The following is a 19,826-nucleotide window of genomic DNA, read 5'->3' as shown; positions in this document are numbered from 1 at the left end:
TTCTGGTCATGGACTGGGGCGTCGTCAAGCGGTAAGACACAAGGTTTTGATCCTTGCATTCGGGGGTTCGAATCCTCCCGCCCCAGCCACTCTTAAAATAAGTTGCGCGTCATGCCCAAAAAAATGAAAATTTTCACCGGCAATGCCAATCCGGCGATCGCCAAGGAAATCTGTGAATACCTGAATGTGCCGCTTGGCGCGGCCGAAGTGAAGCAGTTTTCCGATGGTGAAATTTCTGTTGAAATCGGCGAAAATGTACGTGGCGCCGATGTTTTTGTTGTTCAGCCTACCTGTACGCCGGTCAACGACAATCTTATGGAGTTGTTGATCATGGTCGATGCCTTGCGCCGCGCGTCCGCCCGGCGGATTACGGCGGTGATGCCCTATTACGGCTACGCCCGTCAGGATCGGAAAGTGCGTCCCCGTGTTCCAATTACTGCCAAGGCTGTTGCCGAGATGCTGATGGTGGTGGGCACCCGAAGGGTATTGTGCATGGACCTGCACGCCGGGCAGATTCAGGGATTTTTCAATATTCCGGTCGATCATCTGTATGCGGCTCCCATTATCTTGAAATACATACGGGAGAGTTTCACCGATGTAGTCATGGTTTCTCCCGATGCTGGCGGTGTGGAGCGAACGCGCGCTTTCGCCAAGCGGCTGAATGCAGGACTTGCGATCATCGACAAGCGCCGGGAACGGGCCAATGAGTGCGAGGCTGTCCACGTCATCGGCGATGTTGCCGGCAAAACCGCTATTCTCCTTGATGATATTGTGGACACCGCTGGTACCCTCTGTGGGGGTGCCGAAATTTTGAAAAAAGTCGGGGCCAAAGAAGTGCATGCCTGCTGTTCGCATGCGGTGCTGTCCGGCCCAGCCATAGAGCGTATCAGTCAATCCTGTCTGCGGTCCCTTCTGGTGACCAATTCCATCCCGCTTCGGGAGGAGGCGAGACAGTGTGAGAAAATAACAGTGCTGTCGGTGGGGGCGCTGCTGGGCGAGGCGATCAGCAGGATCCATAACGAAGATTCCGTCAGTTATTTGTTTGTATAATTTTTAGTATAATAACGAATTGTTATAGATCCCGGAGTATGGGGGGAGGGTTGTTATGTTACAGGTAAATGTCGAGTCTTCAGTGCGCACGGTTTTTGGCAAGGGGCCGATGCGGCAGTTGCGGATGCAAAGCATCACCCCTGCCAATCTGTATAGTGGCGGCAATAAATCCGTGTCCTTGCAGGTGGAGACAGCGAAACTCTATAAAAGCCTGTTGTTCATTCATGGCCGCAATGCAGTGATCACTCTGAAGATCGAGGGTGACGACAAGGGCGAGCGGCACGTGCTTGTACAGGAAATTCAGAAGGCCCCGGTGACCGGTAGCTTATTGCATGTCGATTTCCTTGAAATCGATCTCAACAAAGCCGCCAAATTTACTGTGCCCGTGGAGTATGTCGGTACCGCCAAGGGGGTGGATCTGGGAGGGGAATTGCAGGTGTTCAGAGACAGTGTGCAATTGCGGGGATGTCCGTTGGATATTCCCGACGTGATCCAAGTCGATATCACCCCATTGGAGCAGGGCGGGGCGGGAATCACCTATGGCGATCTGCCCCTTCCCGAAAAGGTGGAGATGTTGGAGAAAGCAAGCACCGTCTGTGTGGCTGTTCAATAACGCCTTCGTGAGGAAGCAGAGACGCTGCTTCCTGCATCATTGCTGATATCGAGCCGAAATTTTTTCGGCTCGTTTTGTTTTTGCCTCTTTTTCATCCATGACGGATTCACGGTTTCTTCTCGTCGGCCTGGGCAATCCAGGGCGGGAATATCATCTTTCCCGTCATAATATTGGTTTTTTCTTTCTTGATCATCTCGCAGGGCTTCAGGGGTTGCTGATTGAAACCCAAAAAATGCAGGGGTTGTATTGTCACGGCCGCGCCCATGGCCACCAACTGTATTTTCTGAAACCGCAAACCTACATGAATCGGTCCGGGGAGAGTGTTCGAAGTTTTGTCGATTATTTCAAGATTCCTCTATGTAATCTTTTGATCCTCCACGATGATATCGATCTGAGCGCCGGCCGGATCAAGCTGGTGGCCAAAGGGGGCGCTGGAGGACACAATGGCGTTCGTTCCGTGGCCCAGCACCTTGGCACCACGGAATTTGCCCGGCTGAAGATCGGCGTCGGTCGTCCCGTCGTGGACGAGGTGGGGCAAGGGCAACCCGTCGATCAATTTGTGCTGGGGCGAATGGGTGATGCCGAAATGAGCCTGTTTGAGCAGCGCAAGACATTGGTGGCGGAAGCGGTCGCCGTGTTCATCCAGGAAGGCGTTGACCGGTGCATGAATCGAATCAACGGGCGATAAGCCGCTTCGGCCTATTTGGTCAACCTCGAACGCCCCAGTGATTTGCTTCAGGCAGCATAGCTCCAGGAAATCATGGAGGGTTTTTCCCATCCTCTTCTTTCTCTCCGATAATTGCCATCCAGTCTTTGCCAATAGGCAAAAAATATGCTATCATAATACTTTAGTAATACGCTGAGTCTTGGGCTAGCGTATGTCTATTTCAGTTCTCGGAGGGTCATGTGTTTTCAAAAGGTGATATGGCGGTCTATCCGGCTCATGGCGTTGGCCTGATTGAAGCCATAAAAACGCAAAGCATCGGTGGCATCGACCAGAGTTTTTATGTGATGAAAATTCTCGATAACGATATGACCATCATGATACCGACCGCTACCAGTGCCAATGTCGGTTTGCGAGCTATTATTTCCGGTGAGGACGTTCCCAAGGTCATCGATATCCTCAAGGAACGCGACATCAAAATCACGGCACAAACCTGGAATCGTCGATACCGTGAGTACATGGAAAAAATCAAAACCGGATCGGTGTTTGAGGTGGCGGTGGTGTTGCGCGATCTTTTTTTGTTGAAGGAAGATAAAGATCTCTCGTATGGCGAACGTAAAATGCTGGATACCGCGAAGAATCTCCTGGTCAAGGAGTTGTCGCTGGCCAAGCAGATGGAAGAGGGGATGATTGAGCAGCAGATCGAAAAGTTGTTCTGTTAATTTTACCGGGTCACCGGTCGATTGGTATGACCTGGTGGACGACGATGGGCAGGCTGATTCCTGGCAACAGCCGGCGCCGATTACGACAGACGCCGAGTTCATGGTGACCTCCGGCGACCAAGGTCAACGCCTTGATCACTACCTCATCCGCCAGCTTCCCGAGCAGTCACGCTCCGCCATCGGCAAACTCATAGGGGCTGCCCATGTGCTCGTCAACGGGCAGCAGGTGAAGGCTGGGTATCGTCTTCACCAGGATGAAATCATCACCGTTTCCTTCCCGCCTACCCCGTCTCTTGATCTTGCCCCTGAAAAAATCGATTTTTCCATACTGTTTGAAGATGAGCATCTGCTGGTCATCGGTAAACCACCGGGGCTGGTCGTTCATCCGGCCTGCGGCCATGGCGGCGGAACCCTGGTGCATGGGTTGCTCTATCACTGTCAGGATCTCCCCGCATTGGATGCTGGCCGCCCGGGGATTGTCCATCGGTTGGACAAGGACACCTCCGGGGTGATGCTGGTGGCGAAATCGGAGCGGTCGCTTCGTAGCCTGATGGCGGATTTCAAAAACCGGAAGATCCACAAAACCTACCATGCACTGCTGTTGCGTAGCCCCCGGGAACGGGAGGGACGCCTGGTGGCACCCATCGGCAGGCATCCGGTCGATCGAAAAAAAATGGCCATCCGCCCTGACCAGGGCAAGTACGCTGCCACGCACTGGCGCGTTCTCGAATCCTTCATCAATGGCTGGTGCCTGGTCGAAATTGGCATTGAAACCGGCAGGACGCATCAGATCCGTGTTCATATGGCCTCTCTGCGGGCACCGGTTGCCGGAGATGCACTCTATGGGGGCAGGGTGGAACGCGGGGCCCCGATCAAGCCGCCAAGGCAGATGTTGCACGCAAGCACGCTGCGCTTCCATCATCCGCTGACCAACGAGGAGATGTGCCTGACGGCGCCTTTGTGGGCCGATATGCAGGATATCCTCAACCTCGTCCGGACACTCGGCTGATGCAGCCCTTTTTGCTCGGCATAACCGGGGGAATCGGCTCAGGCAAAAGTTGCGTCAGCCGTCTGTTGGCCAGCTACTGTCTGGCGCCGCTGATCGATGTCGACCAATGCTGCCGTCATCTTCTGGATATCGATCAACCTGGTTGGCTGGCCTTGCGTGCCGCCTTTGGCAATGCCTTCCTTCGTCCCTCCGGCGAGCTGGATCGGGTCGCTCTGCGTGAGCGTCTGTTCAGCGAGCCCCAATTTCGGCAGCAGGTCGACGGTCTGCTCCATCCGCTGGCGCGTGCGGCGATGCACCGAGCGGTGGCCAGCCACCGGCATGCACTGATTTTGGTCGAGGTGCCGCTGCTCTATGAGGCGGGGTGGGACAATGAGATGCAGGCGGTGCTCGTGGTGTATGCCCGGCGGGGAGTGCAGTGCTGCCGAATCATGCAGCGGGATGGGGTTTCCCGGCACAAGGCGGCACAAGCGGTGGCCGCGCAAATGGATCTACGGGAGAAGGCGAAGCGGGCGGATTACTGCATCGACAACAGCGGCGCTTGGACACGCACCAGGCTACAGGTGATCGCCCTGGGCGATAAGCTTTCCGAGTGCTTTCCGGTCTGATTTCGTCGAGAAAGTACTTGACACGCCTACGTGAAACAAATATTTAGCACGGTAGCATCTCAACGGATCGATTTCCAGTCATCGGTTTCTTGTTCTGATATTTCACGCATCCGATACATAATTTGACCGAATCCTGATGGGCCCGTCCAGCAGTGCGATGGCGGTCAAATGAACAGTTATCTCGATCATCGGGATCCGTCCGGTCCCCAATGCCCGGTTTGCCAATAGTTAACTAGAACATCACCCCATAGACTTCTTTCGTTAAAGCTACCCGAACGCGAAAACGCGCGGACATAATGGCGTTGGCTATCCTCTCGCCGTTCTTTCCAATTAGCGAACATCTATCTTTATACAGCTGATACCCATCGGCGTTTTCCAGCCACTGACCTCATGGAGGAATGACCGGTCAATGAATCCAACCGAGTTGAAGAACAAGAAAATAAAGGAACTTGTCAGCCTTGCTGCATCGCTCAATATCGAGGGGTACAGCAATATGACCAAGCAGGAGCTGATTTTTGCCATCCTCAAAGAGCAGGCCGACGAGGACGGCAAGTTGCGAGGCAGCGGCGTGCTTGAAATCCTCCAGGATGGATTCGGTTTTCTTCGTGCTCCGGACTACAATTATTTGCCCGGTCCGGATGATATCTACGTGTCGCCGTCGCAGATCCGCCGGCTCAACCTGCGAACCGGTGACAGTGTCGAGGGCGAGGTGCGTGCGCCCAAGGACAACGAACGGTATTTCGCCCTGCTCAAGGTGGATACCATCAATTATGAGTTGCCGGAAGCGGCGAAAAATAAAACCGCTTTCATCAACCTGACACCGTTGCATCCCGATAAGTTGATCAATCTGGAGACCACGCCGGACAACCTGTCCATGCGGGTTTTGAACATCACCGCGCCGTTGGGCAAGGGACAACGCGGCCTGATCGTCGCGCCGCCCCGTACCGGCAAGACCGTGCTGATGCAGAAGATCGCCAACTCCATCGTCACCAATCACAAAGAGATTATTTTAATCGTGCTGTTGATCGACGAGCGCCCGGAAGAGGTGACCGACATGAAGCGCAGTGTCGATGCCGAGGTGGTCAGTTCGACCTTCGACGAACCGCCGCAGCGCCATATTCAAGTGGCGGAGATGGTCATCCAGAAGGCCCAGCGGTTGGTCGAGCATAAAAAAGACGTGGTTATCCTGCTCGATTCGATCACCCGGCTGGCCCGCGCCTACAACACGGTAACGCCGGCCTCGGGCAAGATTCTCTCCGGTGGTGTCGAGGCCAATGCCCTGCACCGACCGAAACGGTTTTTCGGCGCGGCACGCAACGTCGAGGAGGGAGGGAGCCTGACCATCCTCGCCACCGCCCTGATCGACACCGGCAGCCGTATGGACGAGGTGATTTTCGAGGAGTTCAAGGGAACGGGCAACATGGAAATCGTGCTGGATCGGAAAATGGCCAACCGCCGCATCTACCCGGCCATCGATATCCAGAAGTCCGGAACCCGCAAGGAAGATCTGCTGCTGCCTCCCGAAGATCTGAACCGGATCTGGATACTCCGCAAACTGCTCTCGTCCATGAATCCCGCCGATGCCATGGAGTTTCTTTTGGACAAGATGAGCCAGACCAAGACCAATCAGGAGTTTTTTGCCTCCATGAATCGCTAGGATTTGTTTTTTCTTTCAAGAAGTGACGAAAAAAGATATATTGCCATTCTTTTGAGCAAATTTTCTTGTGGATAACCTTTCAGAAGGAGTACGACCCATGAAACCAGATACCCATCCAGAATATCATAAAATCAAGGCACTGTGCGCCTGTGGCAATGAAATCGAGCTTGGTTCGGTGAACAGCGAGATTCGGGTTGAGATCTGTTCCGCCTGCCATCCTTTTTTCACTGGCAAGCAGAAACTGGTGGACACAGCTGGCCGGATTGAGAAATTTAAGAAAAAATATGCCGGCTACCAGGGCAGCAAGAAAAAATAACCACCCCGGTCATCCTTTCTTTCCAGCCCTCCTGATCACGGGCGTTGCGCCCTTCTGTTTTTTCCGTGCTGCCGGGCAGCGATGGACAAGATAGGAGGCGACGAAGCCCGTGGTCATGAGGGATTTTCTTTTTCCCAACGCAATCAAGCATGTTTGACAATCTGCGCGATATTGACGAAAAGCTGGGTGTGCTTGAGCGGCAGCTCGCTGACCCGCAACTGGTGAGCGATCAGCAGCGGTATCGGGAAATCGTCCGTGAACATGCCAACGTGGCCAAGATCGCCGAACTCTATGCCGCTTACACCAATGTCCGCGCTCAGATCGCTGGCAATCAGGAACTGATCCGCACCGAGCAGGACGATCCCGATCTGGTGGAATTGGCCAAGGCCGAGATAGAGGAGCTTGTCGTCAAGCAGACCGAACTGGAACAAGCCATCCGGATCCGTCTGCTGCCCAAGGATCCGAATGACGACAAGAACATCTTTCTTGAAATCAGAGCGGGAACGGGCGGCGACGAGGCGGCGCTGTTTGTGGCTGATCTCTTTCGCATGTACAGCCGCTATGCCGAGATGCAGGGCTGGAAGGTCGAGGTGATGAGTTCCAATCCCATCGGTATCGGCGGCTTTAAGGAACTGATCGCCTTGGTGAGCGGCACCCAGGTCTATTCCCGGTTGAAATACGAATCCGGTGTCCATCGGGTGCAGCGTGTGCCCGATACCGAAACCCAGGGGCGGATCCATACCTCGGCGGTGACCGTGGCCATTATACCCGAAGCGGAAGAGGTCGATCTGCACATTGAACCCAATGAGCTGAAGTTCGATGTCTATCGTTCTTCCGGCCCCGGCGGCCAATCGGTCAACACCACCGATTCCGCTGTCCGCGTGACCCACCTGCCCACCGGCCTGGTGGTCACCTGTCAGGACGAAAAATCCCAACACAAGAACAAGGCCAAGGCGTTGCAAGTCCTGCGAGCCCGTCTGTTGGACAAGATGGAGCAGGAGCGGCACGACCGCATTTCCGAGGAACGGAAAAGCCAGGTGGGTTCGGGCGATCGCAGCGAGCGCATCCGCACCTATAACTTCCCCCAGGGGCGGGTCACCGATCATCGGATCAATCTCACCCTGTACCGTTTGGATCAGGTGATGGCCGGCATGCTGGACGATATCATCCTGCCGATCATTACCCATTATCAAACGGAAGCGCTGAAATCCACCCGCTAGCCTCTGTCCCCCCTTCGATGCGCATCGATACACTGCTCACCGACGCCTCCCGGCAACTGGAGCGGGCCGGCATCGAAGAGGCCGCGCTTGATGCCCGGCTGTTGCTCCAGCATCTGACGGCAATGTCGCGGAGCGACGTGGTGCTGCATGGCCACGAGAGCGTCGATTCCCAGACCGTGGCGCGCTATCGGCAACTCATTGAGCAGCGCTGCCAGCGTGTCCCGTTGCAGTATCTGACCGGCGTACAGGAATTCTGGTCCCTTGCATTCACCGTTTCGCCTGCCGTGCTCATTCCCCGTCCGGAAACGGAATTCATGCTGGAGCAGGTCCTGACCACCTGCGCGGGAACCACGGTGGAACGAGCGTTGGACATGTGCACCGGCAGTGGTGCAATCGCGGTCGTTCTTGCCCGAGAACTCGGCCGCCCGGTGATCGCCGTTGACATCTCCGAGGCCGCCCTGGCTGTGGCGGCCGACAATGTGCGGTGTCACGGCGTCGCCAACCTGGTGACGCTGCTGTGTGGCGATCTGTTTGCCGCGCTGAACCCGGCCCGCACCTTTGACCTTATCGTCAGCAATCCGCCCTATATCGCGGAGGCGGTGATTGACCAGCTGGAGCCCGAAGTGGCGCAAGCCGAACCTCGCCTCGCCCTTTCCGGAGGCGCCAGCGGCTTGGAAAGCATCGCGCGGATCGCTGAAGCCGCACAGGACTTTCTTTGTCCGGGTGGCTGGATCTTTCTTGAAATCGGCGCTGACCAGAAACATGCCGTGGAGCGCCTCTTTCATGCTCCAGGGCTTGCCTACCGGGAAGTCAGCGTCATCCACGACTGGGCGGATCGGCCACGAGTCGTGCGAGCTCGCTATGTTCCTTCCGCCTGATCGTCCACGCGTTCAGGGTTTTCAACGTTTGATTTTCTCCCATCGGTGTGATTTTTATGGATAAACTTGTTATCGAAGGCGGATTTCCCCTGTATGGCACGGTCGGTATCAGTGGGGCGAAAAATGCCGCGCTGCCCCTGTTAGCCGCAACCCTGCTGGCGCCAGGCGTGCATACGCTGCACAATGTCCCGGATCTCCGCGATACCCGGACCATGCTCAAGCTGCTTGAAATCCTTGGCGCACGGTGGGAGCGTGCAGGGCATACTGTGCGCATCAACAGCGACCATCTCACCGGCGTCGAGGCGCCCTATGATTTGGTGAAAACCATGCGCGCTTCGGTCCTGGTCCTTGGCCCCCTGCTGGCCCGTTCCGGTTTTGCCCGTGTATCCCTGCCCGGCGGGTGTGCCATTGGTGCCCGGCCAATCAATTATCACCTGCAGGGATTTGAAAAACTGGGGGTCACCACCCACCTTGAGCAGGGGTATGTGGAAGCCCGGGGCGAGGGGCGGATGCGGGGCAATACCATTTATTTTGACATCCCTTCAGTTACCGGGACGGAAAACGTACTCATGGCCTCGGTGGTGGCCCGGGGAGAGACAGTTATCAAGAATGCGGCCAAGGAGCCCGAAGTGGGCAATCTGATTGACATGCTGGTTGCCATGGGCGCCGAGATCGAGGGCAAGGATACGGATCGGCTGGTCGTGCAGGGGGTGGATCGACTGCACGCGACCGAATCGGCCATCATTCCTGATCGGATTGAAACCGGAACCTATATGATCGCGGTGGCGGCCACCGGCGGCTGCATGACCATCACCGACTGCATTCCTGCCCATGTCTCCGCGCTCACGGAGAAACTGCTCCTGTGCGGGGTAGAGATCGAGGCGGGCGCAACATCCCTGACCGTTTCCTGCCCCGAGATAGGAGGTCGGAGCCTGTGCCGCTTGCGCAGCGTCGACATCACCACCTTGCCGTATCCCGGTTTTCCCACGGATCTTCAGGCCCAATTCATGGCCCTGATGGTCCAGGGCGATGGCACCTCGATCATTCATGAAACGATCTTTGAAAATCGGTTCATGCATGTTGCCGAACTGAAACGGATGGGGGCCGACATTGCCATTGAAGGATCGAGGGCTGTGGTGCGGGGCATCGGCCGCGACAAGCTCTGCGGAGCGCCGGTGATGGCCACGGATCTTCGGGCCTCCGCTTCCCTGGTCATTGCCGGCCTCTCCGCCAGCGACACAACCGAGGTGTCGAGAATTTATCACCTTGAACGGGGCTATGAGAATATGGTGGAAAAACTGCAGGGCGTGGGGGCCAAAGTCAACAAGGTCAAGGCGTAACCCCCTGGGGCAGGGGAAAACGCAGGCGAACGATGCAGCCTTGGGGGGTGGCGCTGTCGATTTCGACTGTGCCGCAGTGATTTTCCACGATTTGACGGACTATCGACAATCCCAGGCCCGTGCCATCGGTACGGCTAGAAAAAAAAGGGGTAAAGACCTTGTCCCGCAGTTCAGGCGGTATCCCAGGTCCCTGATCGCGAATCTCCACCCACAGGGAGCCTTGACCGTCTCCGGTCCTGTCATTGTCGTGGGCGGCAATGACGATTGAGCCTGGACTGGCCCCCATGGCTGAGGAAGCATTCTCCAGCAGATGGCCGAGGATGGTTTGCATTTGCTGACGATCGGCCCAGCAGTCGAGATGTTCGGCGATCTCCTTGCGAATTTCCGTGACAGCGGCGGTTTTGGTTCCGGCCGATAGGTGGGCGATGACTTCATCGACCACCCGGTTGAAATCAAACCACTCCGGCTGGATCGGCGCGGGGCGGGCAAATTGGAGGAAGTCGGTGATTGTCTTGGCCATTCGGTTGGATTCCCGAGAGATAATAGCCACCAGGGTCTTGAAGGTGGTGGCGTCGAGGGTTTCGAGCGGGTTGTGTTCCATGGCCAGGATCTGGGCCGAACCGGAAATGGCTGCCAGCGGATTCCTGAAATCGTGGGCAATGGAAGCACTTAATTCGCCGATGGCCGCCATCTTTTCCGCCTCCCGCATCTGTCGTTCCATCCGTTCGATTTGACTGATGTCCTGCAAGGTGATCACCTTCCATTTGCCTTGGCGATCCTCCTGTCGTTCCTGCCCCGGCATGTTGAGGTAGGAAAAGGAGTACCCGATCCGAATCGGCGTCCCCTCGTTTTTCAGAAAATCACAGACACTGCGACCCTGTTTTTCCAGAAGGCGGATGGCAGGAAAACAGCGGTTAAACGGCTGGCCGAGGACCTTTTCCCGCGGATAACCGGTAATTCTTTCCGCCGCCTGATTATATGAGGTGACGAAGTCGTTTTGGTCAGTGGTGATAATTCCGGTGGAAATATCGTCAAAGATCTGTTTGTAGAGGATCGATAACCGGTCATATTCCAAGGATGTCCGGCTCAATTTTTCCTCGGTGGCGCTCAGCCGCCGTGCCAGTTGCCCGCTGAGCAGGGCAGCGAGAAAGAAGATCAGGCCGTAGATGGCGAAAAGATTGATGCCGGTCAGAATGGTGGCGGGCGGTCTATAGGCCGACGCAAGAAAATACCCTGGCACCCTGTCGAAGAATTCGAGGGCAAGCAATCCGCCGTAAAGCAGGGTAGCGGTCGCGGCGAGGAACAGGGCACCGATTCGATACAGGAGCAACCCTCCGGCAATGACCGGTAGAACGAGGAGGGCGGTGAAGTTGGATTGGCTGCAGCCCGTGCTATAGACAACAAGAGCGTAGAAAACGGTGTCGCAAAAGAGCTGGCTGATGGCGAAGTGCCGTGCCGGCCACCCCGCTTTCCGCAGTAGCAGCGCGGAGGTGATGGAAAAACCGTAAATCCCGAGGAGAAACAGGGAGGTCACGGATGCTGGCGGCAGGATCACGGGATGCCCTTTTTCCCGCAGGTAGGTGGTAATGGTGATGAGCAGGGTGAACAGCATGACCCGGATCAGTATCCACAACAGAATATGCCGTCGGGTTTCCTGTTCGCTGTTGGTGACCGGGGAAAAAATCCTGGAGATGAAACGAACCATGGCGTGCGGCGGTGGTTGAGGTTGCGCCGGCAGCGGCTGGCAGACAAAAGATCCGTCAGTCGATACCGTGTTTTTTGGTCTTGTAGCGCAGGCTGCGAAAACTGAGTTTCAGCAGATCAGCCGCCCGCATTTTTGAATTGTCGGCCTTGGCCAGGGCATGGAGAATCATTTCCTTCTCCACCCGTTGCAGGATCTCTTCCAGCCCTTGGGCAAAAAGTTCCTCTTCGTTGTGGGCGGCAACAAAAAGCGGTGGGGGAACCCCTTCCGTTTTCGGTTTGTTTTTTTCCTGGCGGTGCAGAGAAAGGATCAGGCTTTCAGGGAGGATGATATTGGAGGATTCGAGCGCGACGCCCCGTTCGATAATGTTTTCCAATTCGCGAACATTGCCGGGAAAATCATACTGCATCAGCACCTCCATCCCGTAGGAGCTGATGGTTTGAATCTCCTTGCCCAGCAAGGTCGAATATTTTTTCAGGAAGTGATCGACCAGCAGGGGGACGTCGCCGCGCCGCTCCCGCAGAGGCGGCACCCGAATGGGAACCACGGCCAGACGGTAATAGAGATCCTCGCGGAATTTTCCGGAAATAATTTCCTGTTCAAGGATGCGATTGGTGGCGGCAATGATCCGCACATTGACCTGACGGGTTTTGGTCGATCCCACCGGCATGAATTCCCGCTCCTGGAGGACACGCAGGAGCTTGGTCTGGATGATTGGCGTCAGCTCGCCGATTTCGTCAAGAAAGGCGGTGCCACCGTCCGCCTGCTGAAACAGCCCTGCCTTGTCGGCAATTGCCCCGGTAAAGGAACCCTTGACGTGACCGAACAACTCGCTTTCGAGCAGGCTTTCGGGAATGGCGCTGCAGGTGATGGGCACAAAGGGGTTGTTCGCCACCCGAGAACGATTGTGGATAGCCTTGGCCACCAGCTCCTTGCCGGTCCCGGATTCCCCGTAGATGAGCACGTTGGCGGGTGTCGGCGCGATCTTGGTGATCAGGTCGAAAATCTTCATCATCTCCGGACTCTGACCAATGATCTCGGGAAAGCCGCTGCAAGCTTTGCTTTCGACCTGCGGCCTTTTTTTCAGCACGGCCCGGATAACCGTCTTGATTTCGTCGACATTAAAGGGTTTGGTGATGTAGTCGAAGGCTCCGCTCTTCATGGCCGTCACCGCATCGTCGGGCGAGGCGAAGGCGGTAATCATGATCACCCCGATATCCGCTTGCAGTTGCTTGAGTCGCGCCAACAGGTCCAAACCGCTCATGCCGGGCATGCGAATGTCGGTGATCACCAGGTCAAAGGCGGTTTTTTCCGCACGCTCGAGAGCTGCTTGGCCATCGGCCGCCGTCGCTACCTGATAGCCTTCTTTTTCAAGAAGAATCTTGAGGAACTCGCGCATGCTCAGTTCGTCATCGACAACAAGAATGGAAGCCATGTTCATAGTTGTAAAAACCCTTGCAAATCAATCTATTGGACATATCAGACAGTGTAGCCCCAAGGAGAAGCCGAAGTCAAACATTATCCATAATCGGTTTACTTTAAGGGCGTGATGGGGTAGAAAGGAAAAAATTTTTTTGAATCATGAAGTTGGGATAGAGCACGTGGAAACACAGGAACAATTCGAACAGCAGACCCTGACCGAACATCTGGCCGAGTTGCGTTCGTGTCTGCTGATTTCCTTGGCTGCGGTGGGCGCCGGTTTTGCCGCTGCCTACAGTTTTGTCCGGCCGTTGGCCGATTGGTTTCTTCGCCCGCTGATCAAGGTGCTGCCTCCGGGAAAACCGCTGATCTTCACCTCGTACCAGGAAGGGTTTTTTTTTATCTAAAGCTCGCGCTGGTTTGCGGCGTTCTCCTGGCTAGCCCGGTGATTTTCTCGCAAATTTGGCGATTTATCTCTCCGGGACTCTATCGCCACGAAAAGCTGGTGCTGGTGCCCTTTACCGTGATTTCCACCCTCTGTTTCGTCGGCGGCGCAGCCTTCGGCTATTTTGTCGTCTTTCCCCCGGCTTTTCGCTTTCTGCTCGGCTATTCCAGCGCCTTTCTGGAACCCATGCCGGCGGTCGACGAGTATTTCTCTCTCGCTTTACGCCTGTTGTTTGCCTTTGGCGTTATTTTTGAGCTGCCGGTGTTCATGGTCTTCCTCGGCAAGATTGGGGTGGTCAGCGGATCGTTCTTGAAAAAGAACCGTAAGTATGCGCTCTTGATAGCCTTTGTCCTTGCCGCCATCCTGACTCCCACCCCGGACGTGGTCAACCAACTGCTGATGGCCGGACCGTTGATCGTGCTCTACGAAATCAGTATCCTCGCGGTGGTTCTCTTCGCCCGCACGACCTTGGCAGGTTTTCCGTCCAAAACCGAGGCAAAGCCGGCCGGTTTTGACGCCGAAGGCGAGGGCGACGAGCAACGAGGCCCGCTGTGAGGGCGAGCAACAGGCCCCCCCGGAACACGATGGATTTGTCCTTGCCGACTCACGCCGGACTCGTTTACTTTATGTGTGGCAGCGGTATTGTTTGCATGAATGAAAAAACGCCCAATCTTGAACCAGATGCATTGTCAATAGGAGGGAACGCATGTCCTATATAGCTGATTTTGAAAAAGCCCTGGAGATCGGCCGGCCGCCGAATATTCGCACCCTGTTTCCCCATTCACGCGCCCTGATCGTCAGCGGCAAGGTGATCGACCGCGCGATGCTGGCCAAGGGTGGCGCGATGACCATTGCCGCCAATGGTCGAAATCACTTGATTATCCGTGGGGCCCTTCAGGCGGCGCAGCGGGCCCATGCGGCCATCATCATCGAGATTGCCCGATCCGAGGGCGGAGCTAACGCCTACTGCCCCGTCAACTACTGGAACATTGCCCGTCAGGTGGACGCGCTGTGCAACGAGCTGGCCATTACCGTGCCGGTGGCTATTCATGCCGATCACTATGGCATCAAGAAGGCTGAGGATGTGCCGGTGGCGGCGGTCGAAATCCCCACCATCTTCGAGGCAGGCATCACTTCAATCGCCATCGACGCCTCGCACATGCCCGATGCCGACAACCTGCTGGCCAGCATCGAACTGGCCAAGTATGTTCCCGTTTGGGCCGGTCTGGAAACCGAGGTCGGGGAAATCAAAGGTAAACTTGGCCTGTCCACCAAGGAAGAGGCCTTGTTCATCATCCAGGGGCTCAACGCGCACGATATTTTTCCCGATTGGATCGCACTCAACAACGGCACGACCCATGGCATCGAGGCATCCGCCCAAGGAATTCAGGTGGAACTGACCGCCGACATCCACAAGGCGCTGGCCGGTTATGCGGTGTCCGGAGCCCAACACGGCACCTCGGGCAACAACTCCGATCGGCTGCGAGCAATCGCCGCCCAGACCTACACCACCAAGGCCAATGTGGCCACCGCGTTGCAAATGGTTTCCTGGGGATTGGAAGTCAACGATTATGGCAATGCGGCTCTTGACGCCAACGGTGATTTTATCAAAATTCCCGGCGAGGGTGTCACTGAGGAGCTATGGCAGGCGATGCGCGCCCATGCCGAGAGCAAGGGTTGGAAAACAGGCGATTACAAGAACTTGAACCTGCCGTTTGAAAATAAAATCATGGGCCAGCCCAAGGCAATTCGTGAACGGATGGCCCGGCGGGTGGAAAATTTTATCTACACCATGCTGGTGGAAGTGTTCAATGCCGCAGACACCGCCCGTTTTGGCGTCGAGGCCATACTTGAGGCCGGTTCCTACGATATCGGTCCGAAAACCGGCCGGATCGAGTCGCCCGAGAACTGGACCGTGGCCAAGATCAGGGAATGGGGCGCCACCTTGTCCACCGACAAGGGGCCGCAGGGGAATTTTGACGACTGACCTGGATCGTGGTTCCAGGCTGCGGGAAAGAGAGGAGGAAGGCATTGAAAGCGTTGCACAAGATATTGGTTACCGGCGCGGCCGGCTTCATTGGTCACGCCTTGACCCTTCGACTGTTGGCGGAAGGGCGCTCGGTTGTCGGGCTCGATAATCTCAACGATTATTACGATCCGCAACTCAAACGGGACCGCTTGGCCGAGTTGCAGGCTTTCGCCGCCTTCCACCATGTCGAGTTTGACATGGCCGACCGGGAGCGGACGGCGGCCCTGTTTGCCCGTGAACAGTTCGATGCGGTGGTCAACCTGGCTGCCCAGGCCGGGGTACGCTATTCGTTGATCAATCCCCACTCTTACGTGGACACCAATCTGGTCGGTTTTGTCAATATCCTTGAAGGATGCCGCCACACCGGCGTCAAGCATTTGGTCTATGCGTCTTCCAGTTCGGTCTATGGCGCCAACACCCGCATGCCCTTTTCGGTGCATGACAATGTCGATCACCCGGTTTCCCTCTATGCCGCCTCGAAAAAGGCCAACGAACTGATGGCCCATACCTATAGCCATCTGTTTCATATTCCGACCACGGGACTGCGCTTTTTTACTGTCTATGGTCCTTGGGGCCGGCCGGATATGGCCTTGTTTCTCTTTACCAAGGCCATTCTCGAAGACCGGCCGATCAATGTGTTCAACAACGGCAACATGGAGCGGGATTTCACCTACATCGACGATATTGCCGAAGGGGTGGTGCGGGTTATTGACCACGTGGCCTCGGCCAATTCGCAATGGAGTGGCGACCAACCGGACGCCGCCACCAGCTATTGCCCCTGGCGGGTGTATAACATCGGCAACAACAAGAAGGAAAAGCTGATGCGCTACATCGAAGTGCTGGAAGACTGCCTGGGAAAAAAGGCTCGTAAGAATTTTCTTCCGCTCCAGGATGGGGATGTTCCCGCAACCTATGCCGATGTGGCCGACTTGGTGCAAGCGGTCGGTTTCAAACCGTCCACGTCCATTGAACAGGGAATCAGAAACTTCGTTGATTGGTACCGACGTTATTACAGGGTGTGACCCCTGTGCTGCCGCTGTTCGAGAGGATTGCGCGTCAGCGGTCGTCTGGAGAGAAAAGAAGGCTGAAAGTGAGAATACTTGTGGTAATTGGGAGCTCTTTTTGGTAAAAAAGCACCGGTGTGCGCCAAGTGTTTTAAGCCACTGTGATAAAATAAATATATTACGGACGGGTAGCTCAGCTGGATAGAGTGTTGGCCTCCGAAGCCAAAGGTCGCGGGTTCGAATCCCGCCTCGTTCACCAGTAATATCAGCCACTTAGCAAGTTTTTGCTAAGTGGCTTTTTTGTTTCTAGGACAATTTATCCCGCTCCTGTCCCGTATATTGTAAACTCGCGCGAGATTCTGCATATAGGGGTATAGGGGGGCACATAAACCCAGAAACTTTGAATAGCGTGGAATGGTGATACTTTTATGGCACTTTTTCCAAACGCTATGGGCATTTGTGGACGTCTGGAAAAAATTTTGCGGACAAATTTCTAAAACAAGAAACTTTTCGGTTTTGGGGTGAAATTGGCAGGATTTTGCATCAAGAGCGAGAAAGTTAATGCTGGCTGAAACTACCTCTATTCGGTGGCGAAGGTTCGGCAGAAAAAAATGATCTGGCCGATGATGTGCAGTTCCCTCATGTCGGCTTCGTAAGGCTCGTATTCGTGCCGATTGTCTGAGATTATCATGATGCGCCCGCCAGGGCGAAAGGCCAACCGCTTAATCATGACTGTGGAATCAAAGCGGATGGCGTAGATCATTCCCTCCTTTATCGATCTTTTCCCGATATCGATCATCACTGTGTCGTCTTCCTGAATGGTTGGCGACATCGAGTCTCCGAGAACCCGCATGAGTACCAAGTTCTTGGTGCTGGATGCGACTCTGCTCAGCCAGCTTTTTCTAAATGCATAATATCCTTCGATCTCTTCCGAGATAACAAAGGCTCCTCCCCCTGCGGAAAGTTGCGTTTCCGCCATAGGGATGTAATCGAACATCTCTGGATCGGGATTCTGCCATTGGGGGATGACTACTTGGCCGCTATCGTCCATATAAACAGGCCGTTGCGGTATCTTTGCGCTGGTTGAATTAGTACTGGCACCGTGCGGATCCGTGTTTCTTTCTCGGTACATCGGCCCCTCACCACTCAACAGCCACATAGGGTTGATATTATAATTATCAACGATAGCGCATAAAAAATCGGAGTCAGGAGGGTTTACTCCTGACTCATAACGCCTAAGCGTAGAAATCCCAACCTTGCACACATCGCTAAACTCTTTTTGGGAAAGGGTTCCTCTGACGGATTTAATTCTGTTTCCAAGACTCATTCGCCCACCTTTGAATGATCAATTCCGGTGCACAGCTTAATTTTGGAAAGCTGTGCAGAAAGCTGTGCGTTTTTTCTGTACGCACCGCTCCCTTTATAACGCTGATTTATCGTATTTTTTGTGAAGCAAACCCGCGTATCAGCCCAAAATAAAGCTGTGCGCCATTTTTGGCATTGACAATTTGCCAAAAATGGGCGACTATCACGACCGATAAGGAAACGAAAGTTCCATAAATGGACAGTATCAGAGGCCGGATGTTTTTACAACGTCCGCGTGTCATCAAAAATAGGACACGCAGTGCCACATCGGCGGACAGGAGCACGAACTTTGCCACCTACCCAACTGACAATCTTCAGCAATTCCGGACTGCACACGGTTGTCCGCGATGTGAAGGAGGCCTTGAACCAGGCGGTGAAGGCCTCCGGCCAGTCGCGGGATCAGGTGTTGGACCGGATGAACGAGTTGGCCCGCCGACATAATGTGCCCATCAATGGCAAGGCTGGCGTGAGCAAGGACCTGTTTGAGAAATGGCTGAACGTGGAAGACGACAGCCGGGTGCCAGGTATCAAGGCACTATCACTCTTATGTGCAGCCCTGGGCACGGTGCAACCGATGGCGGTGATGGTCGCCACTCTTGGTGGAATGGTCATCGAAGGCGAGGATGTGAAACTGCTCGAGTGGGCCAGGGTGTACCAAAAGACCAAGGCACTGCGGAAGAAGATGAAGAAGATCGAAGAGGAGCTGGGATGAGGAACTCGACCGAGATACGGATATGGATGCTTCGCCACCAAATGACTGTCGAATCGGCCAGACGTGCCCTCGGTTATCGCAACCATACCCCGGTTTCACTGACCATCGACGGCAAGAAGAATCTTCGGAAGGTTCTCCAATATCTGAAAGATCAGGGCTGCCCGGAACACTATCTCGACCTTCCAAAGAGCATGGAGAAGGCGGCATGATGCATACAACCAGGCGCCGAATGATGTCAGGTGATTTTCTCGGCCTCAAGGGATGTGAGGTCGTCCAAAGCTTTTTTCGCGGCCCGGTAATTCGAGGTGATCTCGGTTAGCTTTTGCGGGTCGAAGTTATCAAGGCTCTGCATAAGCAGATAAAACTCGTAGGAAGAGTTGAGCAGTGTTCTCGCCTCTTCCCTCATTGATGGAAAGTACAGCAATGAAAGCACATAAACGCGGCGGGCCTCGGATGACGTGGCAACAGAGATGGGACCTCCACTTGATGTTACTGGGCGAGCACCCTTCTCAGAAACAGTCTTCGCCAACCAATCGAACTACTCCGTTGTCCTGTGCAAGTTGTCCGCCAGCTCTTCGAGCTTTGACCGCAGCAGTACGGTTCGTTCGTTGTTTTTATCGAATAGTGACCGGACGATGCCGCCGAGTTGCGACACCGCGACGCCGGAGAGAGCAGCGCCAGCAGTGATGATTGACGTCATGATCTCTTTTTCCATGTTTCCATCCTTTCGCGAAATATTGATAATTCGTTGTTTTTCGATGATCAAAGTAGCACGAAGATGGATTTTTGCAAGCAAGGGACAACGATGGAACAGGTAACAATCAACGAGATTGCCGAGGCGCTTGGCATCCACCGGACATCGGCTCAACGAAGGGCCAATAAGGAACAATGGCCCTATCAAGAGACCGATGTTCGAGGCGGCAAAGAGAAACGCTATCTTCTCGATCGGCTCCCCAAGGCAGTGCAAACAGCCATTGCCTTGCGACAAAGTGTCGGCAACCTGCAACCTTCGGCACCAAGCAGCCCGGTTTCCCTTTTTCCTGCAACCATCTCCACACCCTGCGCACAGACTGCTC

At 55.0% G+C, this 19,826-nt stretch carries 20 protein-coding genes, 2 tRNA genes and 1 pseudogene; 18 read left to right on the top strand and 5 right to left on the bottom strand.

The window, feature by feature from the left end; translation table 11 throughout:
- Positions 1-14: 14 nt before the first annotated feature.
- The 12 genes from DESPR_RS12440 to murA all read left to right on the top strand — a co-directional run bounded on the left by DESPR_RS12440 (position 15) and on the right by murA (position 10,074).
- A tRNA-Gln gene (locus DESPR_RS12440) sits at positions 15-89 on the top strand.
- Between the two features lie 22 nt (positions 90-111).
- Positions 112-1,050, top strand: coding sequence for a ribose-phosphate pyrophosphokinase (locus tag DESPR_RS12435; protein ID WP_015725147.1), 939 nt, complete (start codon positions 112-114; stop codon positions 1,048-1,050).
- Between the two features lie 55 nt (positions 1,051-1,105).
- Positions 1,106-1,663, top strand: coding sequence for a 50S ribosomal protein L25 (locus DESPR_RS12430; protein WP_015725146.1), 558 nt, complete (start codon positions 1,106-1,108; stop codon positions 1,661-1,663).
- A 97-nt stretch (positions 1,664-1,760) separates the two neighbouring features.
- Complete coding sequence (gene pth, locus DESPR_RS19320) at positions 1,761-2,351, top strand: aminoacyl-tRNA hydrolase (protein WP_015725145.1); 591 nt, start codon at positions 1,761-1,763, stop codon at positions 2,349-2,351.
- Between the two features lie 218 nt (positions 2,352-2,569).
- The gene (locus tag DESPR_RS12420) at positions 2,570-3,049 is read left to right on the top strand and encodes a CarD family transcriptional regulator (RefSeq protein WP_015725144.1); all 480 of its coding nucleotides are present in this window, start codon (positions 2,570-2,572) and stop codon (positions 3,047-3,049) included.
- Positions 3,018-4,058 carry an RluA family pseudouridine synthase gene (locus tag DESPR_RS12415; protein ID WP_245529448.1) on the top strand — a complete coding sequence of 347 codons (1,041 nt, stop codon included), beginning with the start codon at positions 3,018-3,020 and terminating at the stop codon, positions 4,056-4,058. The genes DESPR_RS12420 and DESPR_RS12415 overlap by 32 nt, the downstream gene beginning before the upstream one ends.
- A complete protein-coding gene (gene coaE / locus DESPR_RS12410; protein WP_015725142.1) occupies positions 4,058-4,663 on the top strand; it encodes a dephospho-CoA kinase in 606 nt (201 codons plus the stop codon). Before DESPR_RS12415 ends, coaE begins: the two co-directional genes overlap by 1 nt.
- 409 nt (positions 4,664-5,072) lie before the next feature.
- Positions 5,073-6,320, top strand: coding sequence for a transcription termination factor Rho (gene rho / locus DESPR_RS12405; RefSeq protein ID WP_015725141.1), 1,248 nt, complete (start codon positions 5,073-5,075; stop codon positions 6,318-6,320).
- Between the two features lie 97 nt (positions 6,321-6,417).
- Entirely contained in the window at positions 6,418-6,636 is a 219-nt protein-coding gene (gene rpmE / locus DESPR_RS12400) for a 50S ribosomal protein L31 (protein WP_015725140.1), read from the top strand.
- A gap of 149 nt (positions 6,637-6,785) precedes the next feature.
- Positions 6,786-7,856 (top strand): peptide chain release factor 1, encoded by a 1,071-nt coding sequence (gene prfA / locus DESPR_RS12395; RefSeq protein ID WP_015725139.1) that lies wholly within the window; start codon positions 6,786-6,788, stop codon positions 7,854-7,856.
- 17 nt (positions 7,857-7,873) lie between these two features.
- Positions 7,874-8,734: a peptide chain release factor N(5)-glutamine methyltransferase gene (gene prmC, locus DESPR_RS12390; RefSeq protein WP_015725138.1), complete on the top strand. Its 861-nt coding sequence runs from the start codon at positions 7,874-7,876 to the stop codon at positions 8,732-8,734.
- A gap of 56 nt (positions 8,735-8,790) precedes the next feature.
- Positions 8,791-10,074 carry a UDP-N-acetylglucosamine 1-carboxyvinyltransferase gene (murA, locus tag DESPR_RS12385; protein ID WP_015725137.1) on the top strand — a complete coding sequence of 428 codons (1,284 nt, stop codon included), beginning with the start codon at positions 8,791-8,793 and terminating at the stop codon, positions 10,072-10,074.
- Here murA and DESPR_RS12380 read toward each other — a convergent pair.
- Together DESPR_RS12380 and DESPR_RS12375 are read right to left on the bottom strand one after the other, a co-directional pair.
- Positions 10,064-11,779: a two-component system sensor histidine kinase NtrB gene (locus tag DESPR_RS12380; protein ID WP_015725136.1), complete on the bottom strand. Its 1,716-nt coding sequence runs from the start codon at positions 11,777-11,779 to the stop codon at positions 10,064-10,066. The genes murA and DESPR_RS12380 overlap by 11 nt on opposite strands.
- Positions 11,780-11,834: 55 nt before the next feature.
- Positions 11,835-13,211: a sigma-54-dependent transcriptional regulator gene (locus DESPR_RS12375; protein WP_043771306.1), complete on the bottom strand. Its 1,377-nt coding sequence runs from the start codon at positions 13,209-13,211 to the stop codon at positions 11,835-11,837.
- A 166-nt stretch (positions 13,212-13,377) separates the two neighbouring features.
- Between DESPR_RS12375 and tatC the strand changes: the two are divergent.
- From tatC to DESPR_RS12350, 4 genes and pseudogenes are all read left to right on the top strand, one after another.
- Positions 13,378-14,195, top strand: a pseudogene (gene tatC, locus DESPR_RS12365) (twin-arginine translocase subunit TatC).
- Positions 14,196-14,346: 151 nt separating this feature from the next.
- Positions 14,347-15,627, top strand: coding sequence for a class II fructose-bisphosphate aldolase (locus DESPR_RS12360; protein WP_015725132.1), 1,281 nt, complete (start codon positions 14,347-14,349; stop codon positions 15,625-15,627).
- A 53-nt stretch (positions 15,628-15,680) separates the two neighbouring features.
- Positions 15,681-16,691 (top strand): SDR family NAD(P)-dependent oxidoreductase, encoded by a 1,011-nt coding sequence (locus DESPR_RS12355; RefSeq protein ID WP_043771303.1) that lies wholly within the window; start codon positions 15,681-15,683, stop codon positions 16,689-16,691.
- Positions 16,692-16,855: 164 nt separating this feature from the next.
- A tRNA-Arg gene (locus DESPR_RS12350) sits at positions 16,856-16,932 on the top strand.
- Positions 16,933-17,253: 321 nt separating this feature from the next.
- On the opposite strand, the gene DESPR_RS17990 is transcribed toward DESPR_RS12350, so the two are convergent.
- On the bottom strand, positions 17,254-18,000 hold the full coding sequence (locus tag DESPR_RS17990) for an XRE family transcriptional regulator (protein WP_015725130.1): 747 nt from the start codon (positions 17,998-18,000) through the stop codon (positions 17,254-17,256).
- Positions 18,001-18,327: 327 nt separating this feature from the next.
- On the opposite strand from DESPR_RS17990, the gene DESPR_RS12340 reads away from it, so the two are divergent.
- Positions 18,328-18,750: a hypothetical protein gene (locus DESPR_RS12340; RefSeq protein WP_015725129.1), complete on the top strand. Its 423-nt coding sequence runs from the start codon at positions 18,328-18,330 to the stop codon at positions 18,748-18,750.
- A complete protein-coding gene (locus DESPR_RS12335) occupies positions 18,747-18,959 on the top strand; it encodes a hypothetical protein (RefSeq protein WP_015725128.1) in 213 nt (70 codons plus the stop codon). The genes DESPR_RS12340 and DESPR_RS12335 overlap by 4 nt, the downstream gene beginning before the upstream one ends.
- Before the next feature lie 26 nt (positions 18,960-18,985).
- Here DESPR_RS12335 and DESPR_RS18555 read toward each other — a convergent pair whose 3' ends face one another.
- Positions 18,986-19,279, bottom strand: a complete 294-nt coding sequence (locus DESPR_RS18555; RefSeq protein ID WP_169701608.1) for a hypothetical protein — start codon at positions 19,277-19,279, stop codon at positions 18,986-18,988.
- A gap of 9 nt (positions 19,280-19,288) precedes the next feature.
- On the bottom strand, positions 19,289-19,756 hold the full coding sequence (locus DESPR_RS18550) for a hypothetical protein (RefSeq protein WP_169701607.1): 468 nt from the start codon (positions 19,754-19,756) through the stop codon (positions 19,289-19,291).
- Between the last annotated feature and the right edge of the window lie 70 nt (positions 19,757-19,826).

The organism is Desulfobulbus propionicus DSM 2032 (assembly GCF_000186885.1).
Lineage (GTDB): Bacteria > Desulfobacterota > Desulfobulbia > Desulfobulbales > Desulfobulbaceae > Desulfobulbus > Desulfobulbus propionicus.
The sequence above is the reverse complement of the archived record's forward strand: the minus strand, read 5'-3'. Positions and strand labels throughout refer to the sequence as shown.

Bases quoted from the DNA above. Each gene is read 5' to 3' on its own strand.
- DESPR_RS12435 (WP_015725147.1), top strand. From the start codon at position 112: ATGCCCAAAAAAATGAAAATTTTCACCGGCAATGCCAATCCGGCGATC.
- DESPR_RS12430 (WP_015725146.1), top strand. From the start codon at position 1,106: ATGTTACAGGTAAATGTCGAGTCTTCAGTGCGCACGGTTTTTGGCAAG.
- pth (WP_015725145.1), top strand. From the start codon at position 1,761: ATGACGGATTCACGGTTTCTTCTCGTCGGCCTGGGCAATCCAGGGCGG.
- coaE (WP_015725142.1), top strand. From the start codon at position 4,058: ATGCAGCCCTTTTTGCTCGGCATAACCGGGGGAATCGGCTCAGGCAAA.
- rho (WP_015725141.1), top strand. From the start codon at position 5,073: ATGAATCCAACCGAGTTGAAGAACAAGAAAATAAAGGAACTTGTCAGC.
- rpmE (WP_015725140.1), top strand. From the start codon at position 6,418: ATGAAACCAGATACCCATCCAGAATATCATAAAATCAAGGCACTGTGC.
- prfA (WP_015725139.1), top strand. From the start codon at position 6,786: ATGTTTGACAATCTGCGCGATATTGACGAAAAGCTGGGTGTGCTTGAG.
- prmC (WP_015725138.1), top strand. From the start codon at position 7,874: ATGCGCATCGATACACTGCTCACCGACGCCTCCCGGCAACTGGAGCGG.
- murA (WP_015725137.1), top strand. From the start codon at position 8,791: ATGGATAAACTTGTTATCGAAGGCGGATTTCCCCTGTATGGCACGGTC.
- DESPR_RS12380 (WP_015725136.1), bottom strand. From the start codon at position 11,779: ATGGTTCGTTTCATCTCCAGGATTTTTTCCCCGGTCACCAACAGCGAA.
- DESPR_RS12375 (WP_043771306.1), bottom strand. From the start codon at position 13,211: ATGGCTTCCATTCTTGTTGTCGATGACGAACTGAGCATGCGCGAGTTC.
- DESPR_RS12360 (WP_015725132.1), top strand. From the start codon at position 14,347: ATGTCCTATATAGCTGATTTTGAAAAAGCCCTGGAGATCGGCCGGCCG.
- DESPR_RS17990 (WP_015725130.1), bottom strand. From the start codon at position 18,000: ATGAGTCTTGGAAACAGAATTAAATCCGTCAGAGGAACCCTTTCCCAA.
- DESPR_RS12335 (WP_015725128.1), top strand. From the start codon at position 18,747: ATGAGGAACTCGACCGAGATACGGATATGGATGCTTCGCCACCAAATG.